Raw genomic sequence first — 13,098 nt, 5'->3', positions numbered from 1 at the left:
CTTTCTCCATTGCCCAGAGGTCCCATGAAGATCACCGCGCTCCAGACCTACCGCTTGCCCCACCAGCCCAACCTTGTGTGGGTCGAGGTGGAAACCGATGCCGGCCTCGTTGGCCTGGGCGAGACCTTTCGCGGGGCCGCGGCGGTCGAGACTTACCTGCACACCATGGCCGCGCCGCTGGTGCTGGGGCAGAACCCGCTGGACATCGAGCGCCTGCACAAGACGCTGTTTCGCGGCTATCTCGGCTTTAACGGCAGCGGTGTCGAAACGCGCGCGGCCTCGGCGCTGGACATCGCGCTGTGGGACATCTTCGGCAAGGTCACGGGTCAGCCGATCTACCAGTTGCTGGGCGGTGCGTGCCACGAACGCATGCGGGTCTACAACACCTGCGCAGGCGTGGACTACAACAGCAAAAGTATCCAGCGCCGCCTGGTCGAGCCGGGCCAGTCGCAGGTGCGCAGCCGCTACGACGACCAGATCGCCTTCATCGAGAGCCCGGCCGAGCTCGCGCAAAGCCTGCTCGACGAAGGCTTCGGTGCCATGAAGATCTGGCCCTTCGATGGTGCGGCCGCGCAGACCGATGGGCAGTACGTGAGCGGCACGTCGATGCGCCAGGGGCTGGAGGTGTTCGAGAAGATCCGCCTCGCGGTGGGGGACCGCATCGAAATCATGTGCGAGCTGCACTCCATGTGGAACCTCACCTCGGCGCTGTCGATCGCGCGCGAGCTGCGCCAGTACCGGCCGTTCTGGGCCGAAGACCCGATCAAGATGGACAGCCCGGGCGCGCTGGCCGACTACCGCCGCCTCTCGGGCATTCCGGTGTGCGGCAGCGAGACGCTGGCCGCGCAAGGCGCGTTCCGCGATCTGCTGGCGGCCGACGCGCTGGACATCGTCATGCCCGATCTGTCGTGGTGCGGTGGCATCACCGAGGCGCGCAAGATCGCCAGCCTCGCCGACGCGTACCAGAAGCCCATTGCGCCGCACGACTGCACCGGGCCGGTGGTGCTCTGGGCTTCGCTGCACCTCGCGCTGGCTTCACCCAACGCCATCTTCCAGGAGGTGGTGCGCGCCTTCCTGGCGACCTTCTACCGCGACCTGGTGACCGAGCTGCCGGTGCTGGAGCGGGGCTTTCTCGCGCGGCCCACCGCGCCGGGCCTGGGCACCGAACTGAACTCTGCCGTGCGCAACGACCCGGCCGTGGTCGTGCGCCGCACCGAACACGTTTGAGCCTTTCTTTCTTTACCGATTCAGGACACTTTCATGCCGACTTTTGACCGCGCCGCCGTGCGCTCTGCGCTCGATGGCATCTCGGGCATTCTGGTCACGCCTTTCGATGCGCAGAACCGCATTGCGCCCGAGCTGCAGAAGCCGATCGTGGACCGCGCCATCGAGGCGGGCGTGCACGTGCTGGTGGCCAATGGCAACACCAGCGAGTACTACGCGCTGCGCGCCAGCGAAGCCGAGGCCATGGTGGCCGCGAGCGCCGCGCACATCGCCGGGCGTGTGCCGTTGCTGGGTGGCGTGGGGCGTGGCATCGAAGAGGCCTGCGATCTGGCCGCCGCCTCGTACCGCGCGGGGGCGGACGCACTGATGGTGCACCAGCCGCCCGACCCGTTCGTGTCGCCGCGCGGCGTGGTGGCCTATGTGCAGCGCGTGGCCGAGGCCGGCCAGGGTTTGCCGGTGGTCCTGTACCTGCGCAACGAGAACATCGGCATGGCCACCATCGAAGCGCTGTGTGCCATTCCGGAAGTGGTGGGGGTGAAGTGGGCGTCGCCCACGCCGCTGCTGTTGTCCGAGGCCATTCGGCGCACGCGCGAGAGTGGCCTGGCATGGGTAAACGGCCTGGCCGAGAACTGGGCGCCGGCCTTGTACGCGGCCGGTGCGCGCGGCTTCACCTCGGGGCTGATCAATGTGCTGCCCGAGCGCTCGATGCAGATCCACGCGGCGCTCGCCAACGGCGATTACGAAGGCGCGCAGGTGCTGATCGAATCGGTGCTGCCGTTCGAGACCCTGCGTTCGCAGGAGAACAACGGCACCAACGTGACCGTGGTGAAGGCGGCGTTGCAGTGCATGGGCCTGGACTGCGGTGCGACCCGTCCGCCCTCGGCCTGGCCGCTGACGCCACAGGCGTCGGCCACGCTCAAGGAACTGGTGGCCGGCTGGGGTGGGGATTCCCTCAGGCCATCGCCCCGTTGATCGAGATCACCTGGCCGCTCACATACGCCGCCTTGTCCGACGCCAGAAACGCCACCAGCTCGGCCACCTCGTCGGCGCGGCCGGCGCGCTGCATCGGCACCAGGCGCTTGATCGCATCGGCGTCGAACGCTCCCGCGCTCATGTCGGTCTCGATGATGCCCGGGGCCACCGCGTTCACCGTGATGCCGCGCGTGGCCAGCTCCAGCGCGAGCGACTTGCTCGCCGCGTGCAGCGCACCCTTGGCCGCCGCGTAGTTCACCTGGCCCCGGTTGCCCATCACGCCCGCAATGGACGTGATGGTGACGATGCGGCCCCAGCGCTTGCGGATCATCGGCATGGTCAGCGGCTGCGTCACGTTGTAGAAACCGTTGAGCGAGACGTCGAGCACGCGGTCCCATTGTTCGCCCGTCATGCCCGGGAACACGGCGTCGTCGTGGATGCCGGCGTTGTTCACCAGGATCTGCACCGGGCCGGCTTCCACGATAGCGGCCAGTGCCGTGGCGCTGGCTTCGCGGTCGCTCACGTCGAAGGCGATGGCCTCGGCACTGCCGCCGCCGTCGCGAATGGCTTGCGCCGTGGCTTCGGCTTTGTCCAGCGCGCGGTGCGCGTGCACGATGACGTGGTGACCATCGGCGGCCAGGCGCTGGCAGATCGCCGCGCCGATGCCACCGCTGCCGCCGGTGACGAGGGCTCGTTTCATTCAGGGTCCTTGGTTACAAGCGCTTGCGCGTCCAGCACGACCGAGGCGCGGCCTTCGAGCAGGCAGCGCTCGCCGCCATAAACGCTGAAGCGGTAGAGCACGTTGTTCGCATCGCCCGAGAGGCGCTCGGCGCGCACGCTCAGCGGGCAGCCCACATCGTCCAGGCGGTCGGTGTGCAGGGTCACGCTGCGCACGCTGGTGAGGTAGCCCTGGCGCGGCGCGGCCTGGGCCTCGGCCACCAGCGCGCCGTGCACCGCCATGGCCTGCGCCGCGTATTCGATGCCGTTGGCCGCGCCCAGCCGCCCGGCGGCGCGCAGTGGGTTCTTGGGATCGGTGTGGCTGGTGGCGCGGCAGTCGATGTGGTCTGGGGACCAGCCGTCCACCGCATCGAGCAGGCACATGTCACCCTGATGGGGAATGCGTTCTGCGATCCAGGCTTTGTCCATCGTGTCGCGGGTCATCGGCTTCTCAGACCGGTGGGTCCAGCCGCACCGCGAGCTGCTGGCCTGACAGGTAGTCCAGGCAGACCTCGCCGTGCTCGCCGCGCGCGAGGCGTTCCATCACAGGCAGGGCGCGCATGGCCGGGATGGCCGCGCGCAGCGGTTCGAGCGTGTCGTTGTGCCACGCAGGCGCGGGGCCGTCGGTGGTCCAGGCGGTGATGCGCGCCAAAGCTTGCGGCGAGGGTTGGGGTTCCAGCCGCAGCGCGATGCCCGCGCAGTCGGGCACCGGGCGCGTGGCGAACAGCGGCTCGGGGTACTCGCTGTCGTAGGCCAGCAGCAGCGTGCTCTGCTGGTCGAGCACGACCTGCGCCAAGGTGTCGAGCAGGCCGGCGCCGAAGCTGCCGTCGAAGGCGCAGAGCACCTGGCACGGCGCCATGGCGCGCGTGGCAATGCCCCAGTAGCCGGCGGGCGCGTTGTGCACCGAGTTGTGAAAGCGCGTGGGCGAAATGTGGCGGTCGTCGGTGGCGAGTTGTTCGCACAGCGCATGGCAGTTGTGACCATCGGCGCCGGACGCGCTGAAGACGGTGGCCAGGGTCGACACGTCGGCGCCCTGCGCGGCTTCCAGACCGATGCCCAGCGCGAGTTTGATGACGCGGCTGGCGCGGCGGCGTTCGGCCGGTGGCAGGATGGACGGCGCGGGCAGCACCGAAGGCGCGGACACCCAGGCTTGCTCACCGCGCAGGACCGCGCGGGCGCTGGGCCAGTCGGGCATGCCCGGGGCAATGAAGCCGACGCCGGTGAGCCAAGCGGTCAAGGGTGTGTGCCGGGGAGCGTTCACAGGTGACCCTTCGGCTTCGCCTGCGGTGCGAGCTTGCTTGGGGCGGCCCGGCGCGGCGCTCATGCACCAACTCCCAGCATCAGGCTGCAATTGCTGCCGCCAAAGCCGAACGAGTTGCTTAAAGCGCGGCGCACCGGCAGCGTGGCGCTCTGCATCTGCACGTTGAGCGGAATGGCCGGATCGAGCGTGTGCGTACCGACGCTGCCGGGCACGAAGCCGTCAACCAGCGCGATCGCGCACACCACCGCTTCAAGCGCACCGGCCGCGCCCAGCGTGTGGCCGGTCGCGCCCTTGGTGGAGGAGCAGGGCACGCGCTGGCCGAACACGTTGGCCACGGCCTTGCCTTCGGCGCTGTCGTTGGCCGGCGTGGCCGTGCCGTGCAGGTTGATGTAGTCGATCGCGTCCGCGCCCAGCGAGGCCGAGCGCAGTGCGGCCTGCATGGCCATCTGCGCGCCCAGGCCTTCGGGGTGCGGCGCGGACATGTGGTACGCGTCGCTCGACTCGCCCGTGCCGAGCAGCCACACGGCATCGGGCGCGGCGCCGTCGGCGCGCTCGAGCAGCGCGTAGGCCGCGCCTTCGCCAATGGAGATGCCGTCGCGGTCCACATCGCTGGGGCGACACGGTTCTTTGGAGGTGAGTTCGAGCGAGGCAAAACCATACAGCGTGGTCAGGCACAGCGAGTCGACGCCACCGACCAGCGCCGCATCGAGGGTGCCGAGTTCGATCTGGCGCGCGGCCGCCGCGAACACCTTGGCGCTGGAGGAGCAGGCGGTAGAAATGGTGGTGGCCATGCCGGTGATGCCCAGGTGCTCGCGCAGCAGTTCGGCCACGCCGTAGGGGTTGTGCGTGGCGGCGTAGTCGAACGATGCGGGCAACGCGCCCGTGGCAGGGTCGCGTTCCCGGTAGGCCAGTTCGGTCTGCAGAATGCCCGAGGTGCTGGTGCCGATGAAGACACCCACGCGCTGCGCACCATGGCGGGCGACGGCGGCGCGCAGGCGCTCTTCGAAGCCGTCGGCGCGCAGGGCCAGCAGGGCCAGGCGGTTGTTGCGGCATTCGTAGCGCGCCAACGCGGCGGGCAAGGGGTGGTCGTCCACGCCTGCGACCTCGCCGACCCAGGTCGGCAGGTTCACGGTTTCAAAGGCGCAGGGCCGCAGGCCGCTCTGGTTGCCGTGCAAGGCCGCGCGGTGCGCGGCCAGGCCCACACCCAGGCAACTGGTGGCGGTGTAGGCGGTCAAGGGCAGGGGCGTCAAGGTAGGTCTCGGAAAACGGAACCGGCGGATTGTCTCAGAGGGGGGAGCCCGACTCAGTGCGGTACCCGGCAGACCAGCATCACGTTGGCAAACGGCTTCTTGCCGCTCATGGGCTGCGTTTCCACCGCGAAGCCCAGGCGTTCCAGTTCGGCTACCCAGTCTTTCACGCTGCGGCAGTACAGCTGCGGCAGGCGGTGGCCGCGCACGTAGGTGACCAGACGGTCCACGCCATTGCAGATGCGGTAGGTCAGTCCGGCACTGGCGTCGCCCACGCGCGTGAGGAACACGCCCCCGGGGCGCAGCGCCGCGCGGATGCGGGTGAGCACGTCGCGCTGTTGCTCGTGGCTGAAGTAATGCAGGGCGTCAAGGATCAGCACCGCATCGGCATGCCCGAAGTCGGCGGCGTTCATGTCGCCCTGTTCGATGCGCACCACCGGGTGCGCAGGGCCGAAGGCTTGCGCGGCGCGCTCCACATCCTTGGGCATCAGTTCGATGCCGTGCAGCTGTTCGGGCGCGGGCGCGGGCGCCCAGTCCTGGGGCCATTGGCCTTTGTCGTGCAGCCGCCGCGCGGCCAGCAGCCAGGCGAACAGGCTGCCCTGGCCGCAACCGAGGTCGAGGTAGCGGCCACCTTCGGGCAGCAGGCCGCGGCGCAGCATTTCGTGAAAGATGGTGTCGTAGCCCAGCTTGCCGCGTGCGTAGTGGTAGGCAAAGGGGCCGCTCGCGCGGAAGGTGTGGCTGGCTTCGTTCACCAGAGTCTTGACAAAAGGGCGGCTCATGTGGGCGGGGTGGGCTGAAGGGTGACGGGGTGGAGTTGGCGTTCGCTCAGGGTCTGCAGCAAGCGCGGCAGCACGGCGAGGATGACGGGTTCACCGGTGGGCGTGCGCGCGCAGTGGCCGTCGTGCATCAGCACGATGTCGCCCGGGCCCAGGTGTTGCGTCAGTCGCTGAAACACGCGCTCGGGATCGCCGGTGCGCGTGTCGTAGGCGCGGCGCGTCCAGGTGGCCAGTTGCAGCCCCAGGCCGTGCAGCACCGGATCGAGAAACGGGTTGCGCAGGCCGGCGGTGGCGCGGAAGAAGCGGGGTGCCTGGCCGGTGATGTCGGACAGCGTGGCCTGCGCGCGTGCGATGTCGCGCCGCATGGCGCCGGGGCCGAAGAGCGAGAACGCGTTGCTGTGCGCGAAACCGTGGTTCTCCACGCGGTGGCCGCGTTGCACGATGGCACGGCACAACACTGGGTGTTGTTCGGCGATGCGGCCGATACAGAAGAAGCTGGCTTTCACATGCGCGGCGTCGAGCAGGTCGAGCACGCGTGGCGTGACCTCGGGGTCTGGGCCGTCGTCGATGGTGAGCGCGATCTCGCGCCGCGCCGCGGCATCGGCGGGCAGGCGCGTGAGGTTGGGGCCGAGCAGGTGCGAGCTGGGCCACAGGCCCGCACCCGCGAGCAGCGCGTGGTTGGCCACCAGCGCACCCACGGCCCAAGGCCAGGCGGCGGGCACCGCGAGCGTGCCGAGCACGGCCGCGCCGTGCACCACGGCGGAAGCCGGTAGAAGAGGAGCGGGTGTCCAGCGCGTGCTTGTCATGTCAGGCGGAAAAATAACCGGCCTCGAGAAATTGTTCCCAGACGGGTAACCATGCCGACCATTCGTGGCCGCCCGCGACCGTGTGGCGCGCGGTCGCGGGAAAGCGGTCTGCCACTTGCTGGATGCGGTCGGCAAACCGGTCTTCACGGCCATGGCCGATGAACACCGGCAAGTCCCGCGGAGGGCGTTTCAGCCACTGCCACAGGCGCAGCTCGGGGTCGCGCAAGTCTGCTGCGCTGGGTTGCCAACGGTCGACACCGCCCGCGCGCTCGATCACGTTCACGCTCGGCCGGCTGCCCGGGTAGGGCGCGAGCAGGCACAGACCATCGACCACGCCGGGCCGCGCCGCGACGTGCGCCATGGCCACCAAGCCGCCGAGCGAGATGCCGCCGAGCCACACGCTCCTGCGGCGCGCGCGCTCGGGTGTGAGGATCTGGTCCTGCAGCGCGTTCCAGGTGTCGGCCGCCTCCAGCCCGATGCCGCTCACGTCCACCGCCAGCAGATCGAGCGGCAGCGCGCGTTGGGCTATCGCGTCGGCAAACCCGGCTTCGAAGATGGCCTCGGCCTGCATCACCATGCCGGGCAGCATCACCAGCAGATGCGGCGCATCGCCGGGGATACCCACGGTGCGCAGCAAAGTGTTCATGCACTGCGCTGTCGCACGGCGAAGGCCGCGGACAGGATGAGTGCGAGCACGGCGCCCGGGCCTACGGTGATGCCGATCGCGTGCAGCACCGGGACGGAGGACCATGCCAGAACGCCGAAGCCCACGGCGGTGGTGAAGCTGGCCACACCGATGGACAGCAGGGTCTCGTCGTCCAGCGGTTCGCCCACCGCGAGGCGGTCGAAGAACAAGGTGTAGTTCGAGCCCACGGCCACGGTGAGCAGCAGGCCCACCAGGTGCAACAGGTGCAGGCGCACGCCGGCCATGTGCAGGCCGGCGACGACGACCATCACGGCCATCACCAGCGGCAGCATCACGCCCAGCAAGCGCATGGGGCTGCGCAATACGAAGCCCAGCACCACGGTGATGGCGATGAAGCCGGCCAGCGAGAGCACGATGGCTTCGTCGATGTACTCGCCATAGAGCGTGTCGAACTCGCCCTTGAGATCGATGAACAGCGCGCCGGTGCCGGCCAGCGCCGCGCGCACCGCGTCCACCGGCAGCTCGGCATTCTCCGATGCGGCCGGTGGGCGCAGCGGCAGCAGCACGCTCCAGCCGCTGGGCCGCTGCAGCAAGAGGGCGTCGACCGCGAGGCCCAGGCCGATGCCATCGAGGTCGGCGCGCGTGAGCGGGGGTGCGTTGCGCGCGGCTTTCACGTCGTCCAGAAACGGCTGCAGCCGATCGGCCGAGAGCGGCGCATCGACCAGGGCCTGGCGCAGGCGCTGCTCGAGTTCCTCCGGTGTGGGCAGGCTGGCGCGGCGCGCGGCTTGCGCGGCTTCGCTGGGCAGGAAGCGCGCGGGCGTGTCGAAGCCGCCGATGAGGCCCTGGTCCACCAGCGGGCGCAAGGCCGCCCCCGCGCGTTCGGCGGCTTGCAGCGCGCTCTCTCGGTCGGGGGCGGTGATGACGGCCATGTAGCGCGCATCGGGAGCACCCAGGTCGGCGCGCAGGTGCGCGTCGAGTTCGCCTTCTTCCTGCGTCACGGTGGACAACGCGGAGAGGTCGGATTTCCAGAGCTGTTCGCGGTGCTGCGCGAGGTACACGCCGGCCACCAGCACGAGCGCGAGCAGGGGCCAGCGCAGCACGTGCGCGTGTGCCACCAGCGGGCGCAGCACGCGGCCCTGGCGCGCGCCGTCGGCCAGGTGCACGCCGGGGCCTGCCAGGTCCGGCAACAGGTAGCGGGTGACCAGCGCGGCCGCCAGGACGCCGCTGATGGCGTACAGGCCCAGCTGTGCCAGTCCTGGAAAGCCGGAAAACAGCAGCGCGCCAAAGCCCAGCACCGAGGTCATCACGCCCAGGCGGATCGTGGGCCAGTACTGCTCGCGCCAGGACGTCGCGCCCTGCCGACCCGATTGCACGAAATAGTAGATGGCGTAGTCCACCGCCTCCCCGATGAGTGCCGCGCCAAAGCCCACCGTGATGCCGAACACCGTGCCGTGCACCACGCCCACGGTGACGATGGCGGCCAGGGTGCCACTGAGCACGGGCACCAGCGTGAGCAGCATGAGGCGCCCGCGCCGGTACACGAAGCCGAGCATGACCGCGAGGATGGCCGTGCTCATGAGCGAGAGCCGCGCCACTTCTTCCTGGATCGTCGCGCGCGCGCGCACCGCGAACAGGCCCGGGCCGGACATTTGCAGGCTCAGGCCGTTCATGCCGTCTTGCGCGGCGATCTGGTCGAACGTGCCGCGGATCAGACCGATGACCGCGGCCTGGCCGTCGGTGTCGGAGCCGAGTGCGCGGGTCTGTGCGATCAGCATGGCGCGTTCGCCATCGCGCGAGGCCCACACGCCTTCACGCTCGTTGGGTTGCACGCCGGCGTTCAGGCCGGAGACGAGTTCGATCAGTTCGCCGGTGGGGTCGCGCGCAAGAAAGGGCTTGAACAGCAGGCCCGCCGAGGAACTGAGCATGTCCACGCTTTGGAGGACGGCATCGCGCAGGCCCTCCACGCTGAAGCGCTCGGGGGTGACCGCGTTGCTCAGCTGGTAGCGGTGGTCGAGCATGAAGTCGCGCACCGTCTCCAGCGCCTCGGCTTCGCCGTTTTGCACCGTCTCCAGCGACGGGTCCTTCGCCAGCGCCGCGCGCAAGGCGCGCGAGGCATCCGCGCGCTGCTCGGGCGTGCCACCCGCAATGGCCAGCATCAACAGGCGCGAGACGGCCCCTTCGCGCAACTGGTCCACCATCACCTGCTGTTCGGGCGTGGGCTTGGAAGGCAGGAAGAAGGAGACGTCGGCCGAGAAGCGGGTGTCCAGAAGCAGCACCACGCCGCAGCCCATGGCTGCCAACCAGATCAGCAGGGCGCGCCAGAAACCGCGGTTCATGGGTTCTTCACCGGAGCGATCGTCATCTCGGTGCGGTCGCCGTCGGCCTGCAGGTAGTCGATCTTCAAGACCTGCTCGCGCACGCCCGCGACGGTGATGCGCTGCAGCAGTTCCAGGATCTTGGGTTCGCTGGGCACCAGGGTAAGCGTCCACGCATCGCGTGTGCCGGCGAGGCTGAGCTTGTAGTGGCGGTCCAGCGCCGCGCGGTCGCCCGAGAGCGTGCTGCGCACACTGTCGACGAAGGCCGCGACTTCGGGGCGCTGGCGCAGGTTGATGGTCATGGTGCGGCGCTCACGCTCCAGGCTCAGCGTGTCCCGGTTGAGGGTCACGGTTTCGGGCCTGGGCTTGAGCGTGCGCTTTTGCAGCCAGTCGGGCGCGCGGTAGCTCATCTCACCCGAGGCGACCACGGGCTTGTCGAGCAGGGCGAGGTAGCGCTTCTCGACGAACGTGGCGTTGCCGCCCGGGTTGCGCGCGAGTTCGGCCATGAGCTGGTTGAGGTCGAAGGCGGCGTGCGCCACCGCCGCGAAGGCGCCCAGCAGCAGGCCAGTGAGGAGTCGTCGGATCATGTGCGGTGCCAGAAGTCGAAGAAGTTGAACCAGTTGAACGGCGCCCGTCGGCAGTAGTGGCTCAGGCGGTCGGCGTAGGCTTGCATGGCCTGGGCAATGGCCGCGTCGCGCTCGCCGCGCTCCACGGTGGAGAAGTCGGCCAGGGGTTCGAAATGCAGCCGATACCGGTTGCCGCCCAGGTACAGGCCGGCCATGAAGAACACCGGTCGGCGCAGCATGGCCGCCATGCGCCAGGGACCGATGGGGAACGGTGCCGGTTCGCCCAGAAACCGGCATTCTGCCGTGCTGTCGTGGGCCAGCGAGCGGTCGGCGAGCAAACCCACCAGCGAGCCGGCGTCGAGCCGGTCGCGCGCCTTGAGCATCGAGTCGGGATGGCCCAGGGGAATCACGTCCTGGTGGGCCTGCGGGTTGATGGCGTGCAGGATGGCGTTGATCTTGCGCGCGTTGTCCTCGTACATCAGCATGGCCACGGGCTCGTGGGCGTGCCCATGGGCCATGGCGCGCAGCACCTCGAAGCTGCCCATGTGCGCGCCGTACAGCAGCGCGCCCGGTTGGCGCGCGAGCGCGGCCTGCACGGCTTCATGGCCCACCAGCTCGATATCGAACAGGTCGAAACGGTCGTTGAGCAGGTACACGCGGTCGTGCACCGTGCTAGAGAAGTGCATGACGTGGCGGTAGGCGTCGGCCCAGGTGGGCTCGCGCCCGAGGGCCCGCCGCAGGTACACGCGGCCGGTGCGCCGCGCCTTGGGCGAGAACACCACGTAGTACAGCGCGATGAAGCGCAGCACCAGCCGCCCGATGGGCCGGCCCAGGCGCAGGGAGATCCACACCATGAAGCGCAGCACGCCGAGGTGGCTGCGTTCTTCCTGGCGCATCCAGTCGGGTGGGATTGCGCGGCTCATGGGGCAGGCGTGGGCAGCAGGCTGCCGGCGGCCACCTCGCGCTCGTCGCAGGTGACGGCAAAGGCGATCGCGCCGCGTGGCGTGGTGTGCAAGGCAAAGCGCAGCACCTGGGACGGCCCGATCGGCACGAAGAACTTGGCCTGGGCGATCCGCCAGCCGGTGGCGTCGGCTGCGCCGCGCATCTTCTGCGCGAACAGGATCGCCTGGTCCAGCAGCACCACGCCGGGTACGATCGGGCGCGACGGGAAATGGCCGGCGAAGGCCGGGTGGTCGGCCGGCACGGCCCAGGTGAATTCAGCCGCGTCCATGGGGCTTCACCTGGTCGGCGTAGAGCATCTGCAGCGTGGCGCGCAGGAGCTTGCCGGTGTCGTTGCGCGGCAACGTGTCCACGAACACCAGCGGGCGCGGCAGGAAGATCGGATCCAGCCGCTGGCGCAGTTCGGCCATGAGCGCGTGGGCGTCCCGCGTGGGCGCGACCACGAAGGCGGTGAGGCGCACGATGCCGTCCTGCGCGTCGGCCTCGTCGGGCAGGAAGAAGGCCGCATCGACCACGCCGGGCACCGCCGCGATCTGGTGGTTGAGGTAGGCCAGCGAGGTGCGCTTGCCGGCGATGTTGACCAAATCGGCGTGGCGGCCGTGCAGCACGAAGCGGCCGTTGTCGAAGCACTCGATGATGTCGGCCAGCGGCACGCGCCGCTCCACATGCCCGTCGCATGCGTAGGTGGTGTCGCCTTCCTGTTCGAGCCGCGCCCGCCCCATGAGCCGCCAGTGCGCGCCGTCGAGCGTGCGGCGGCAGGCGAGCGCGGACGATTCGGTGGAGCCGTAGATCTCGTGCACCGGAGCGCCGCAGTGCGCTTCGGCGCGGCGGGCCAGGTCGGTGCTCAGCGGCGCGGTGGCGGAGAGGATGAGGTCCAGCGGCGGCACGGCCAGTTCCGACGCCAGCAGCGCCGAGAGGTGGTAGGGCGTGGTCACCAGCATGCGCGGACGCGGTACGGCTTGCAGCGCGGACACGATGTCCTGCGGGTAGAACGGCTTGCCGGCAAAGAAGCTGCAACCGCCGTGCAGGGCGAGCAGAAAGGTGGATTCGAAACCGTAGCTGTGCTGCGCGGGCACCGTGCCCACGATGGCCTGGGCTCGATCGAGCAATCCCAGCGCCTGGGCCTCGGCCTGCCCGTTGAGCACCAGCTTGCCCCAGGTCTTGCGGTGCGGCTGCGGCGCGCCGGTGGAGCCGGAGGTGAACAAGATGGCCACCAGGCGCTCATTGTGAATCTGGGGCATCGCCGCGTCGGCCGGGCGTGGCAGCGCCGCCAGGTCGGGGAACACCAGCCCGGGCATGCCGGGCACCGTGTCGGGCCGATCGCCGAGCCAGGCCACGCCGGGATGTTCGAGCGCCAGGTGCTGCAAGGTGTCGGCCGACTGCGACGAGGGTTGCAGGCTGACCTTGCCCGCCAGCAGGCCGGCGGCGAAACCGACCGCGAAGTGGTAGCGGTCCTCGCACATGTTGAGCAGCCAGTCGCCCGGTGGCAGCCGCTCGGCGAGCGCGTGCGCTTCGGCCAGGAAGGTCCGTACGGTGATCGGGCCGTGCGCGCGCCAGGCGAACACGTCGTCCAGCGCGTGGCGGCTGAGGAGAGCAGATCGGCTCACT

General features: G+C 69.6%; 12 protein-coding genes and 1 pseudogene. 2 read left to right on the top strand and 11 right to left on the bottom strand.

Annotation, left to right across the window (positions count from 1 at the left end):
• Positions 1 to 24 precede the first annotated feature (24 nt).
• Together F9K07_RS27755 and F9K07_RS27750 are read left to right on the top strand one after the other, a co-directional pair.
• Positions 25 to 1,227 (top strand): mandelate racemase/muconate lactonizing enzyme family protein, encoded by a 1,203-nt coding sequence (locus tag F9K07_RS27755; protein WP_159596462.1) that lies wholly within the window; start codon positions 25 to 27, stop codon positions 1,225 to 1,227.
• A gap of 33 nt (positions 1,228 to 1,260) precedes the next feature.
• Positions 1,261 to 2,196, top strand: a complete 936-nt coding sequence (locus F9K07_RS27750) for a dihydrodipicolinate synthase family protein (RefSeq protein WP_159596461.1) — start codon at positions 1,261 to 1,263, stop codon at positions 2,194 to 2,196.
• On the opposite strand, the gene fabG is transcribed toward F9K07_RS27750, so the two are convergent.
• From fabG to F9K07_RS27695, 11 genes and pseudogenes are all read right to left on the bottom strand, one after another.
• Positions 2,177 to 2,896 (bottom strand): 3-oxoacyl-ACP reductase FabG, encoded by a 720-nt coding sequence (fabG, locus tag F9K07_RS27745; RefSeq protein ID WP_159596460.1) that lies wholly within the window; start codon positions 2,894 to 2,896, stop codon positions 2,177 to 2,179. The genes F9K07_RS27750 and fabG overlap by 20 nt on opposite strands.
• Entirely contained in the window at positions 2,893 to 3,357 is a 465-nt protein-coding gene (locus F9K07_RS27740) for a hotdog family protein (protein WP_159596459.1), read from the bottom strand. The genes fabG and F9K07_RS27740 overlap by 4 nt, the downstream gene beginning before the upstream one ends.
• 7 nt (positions 3,358 to 3,364) lie before the next feature.
• A complete protein-coding gene (locus F9K07_RS27735) occupies positions 3,365 to 4,108 on the bottom strand; it encodes a beta-ketoacyl synthase chain length factor (RefSeq protein WP_442907455.1) in 744 nt (247 codons plus the stop codon).
• A 125-nt stretch (positions 4,109 to 4,233) separates the two neighbouring features.
• Positions 4,234 to 5,424: a beta-ketoacyl-[acyl-carrier-protein] synthase family protein gene (locus tag F9K07_RS27730; protein ID WP_159596457.1), complete on the bottom strand. Its 1,191-nt coding sequence runs from the start codon at positions 5,422 to 5,424 to the stop codon at positions 4,234 to 4,236.
• A gap of 53 nt (positions 5,425 to 5,477) precedes the next feature.
• Positions 5,478 to 6,200, bottom strand: a complete 723-nt coding sequence (locus tag F9K07_RS27725; protein ID WP_159596456.1) for a class I SAM-dependent methyltransferase — start codon at positions 6,198 to 6,200, stop codon at positions 5,478 to 5,480.
• A complete protein-coding gene (locus tag F9K07_RS27720; RefSeq protein ID WP_159596455.1) occupies positions 6,197 to 7,003 on the bottom strand; it encodes a polysaccharide deacetylase family protein in 807 nt (268 codons plus the stop codon). The genes F9K07_RS27725 and F9K07_RS27720 overlap by 4 nt, the downstream gene beginning before the upstream one ends.
• 1 nt (position 7,004) lies before the next feature.
• Complete coding sequence (locus F9K07_RS27715; RefSeq protein WP_159596454.1) at positions 7,005 to 7,649, bottom strand: alpha/beta hydrolase; 645 nt, start codon at positions 7,647 to 7,649, stop codon at positions 7,005 to 7,007.
• Entirely contained in the window at positions 7,646 to 9,985 is a 2,340-nt protein-coding gene (locus F9K07_RS27710; RefSeq protein ID WP_159596453.1) for an MMPL family transporter, read from the bottom strand. The genes F9K07_RS27715 and F9K07_RS27710 overlap by 4 nt, the downstream gene beginning before the upstream one ends.
• Positions 9,982 to 10,551, bottom strand: coding sequence for a LolA-related protein (locus F9K07_RS27705; protein ID WP_159596452.1), 570 nt, complete (start codon positions 10,549 to 10,551; stop codon positions 9,982 to 9,984). The genes F9K07_RS27710 and F9K07_RS27705 overlap by 4 nt, the downstream gene beginning before the upstream one ends.
• A complete protein-coding gene (locus F9K07_RS27700) occupies positions 10,548 to 11,453 on the bottom strand; it encodes an LpxL/LpxP family acyltransferase (protein WP_201451490.1) in 906 nt (301 codons plus the stop codon). The genes F9K07_RS27705 and F9K07_RS27700 overlap by 4 nt, the downstream gene beginning before the upstream one ends.
• Positions 11,450 to 13,097, bottom strand: a pseudogene (locus tag F9K07_RS27695) (AMP-binding protein). The gene F9K07_RS27700 and the pseudogene F9K07_RS27695 overlap by 4 nt, the downstream one beginning before the upstream one ends.
• Position 13,098: the final 1 nt, after the last annotated feature.

This window comes from Hydrogenophaga sp. BPS33 (assembly GCF_009859475.1).
Classification (GTDB): Bacteria; Pseudomonadota; Gammaproteobacteria; order Burkholderiales; family Burkholderiaceae_C; genus Hydrogenophaga.
The sequence above is the reverse complement of the archived record's forward strand: the minus strand, read 5'-3'. Positions and strand labels throughout refer to the sequence as shown.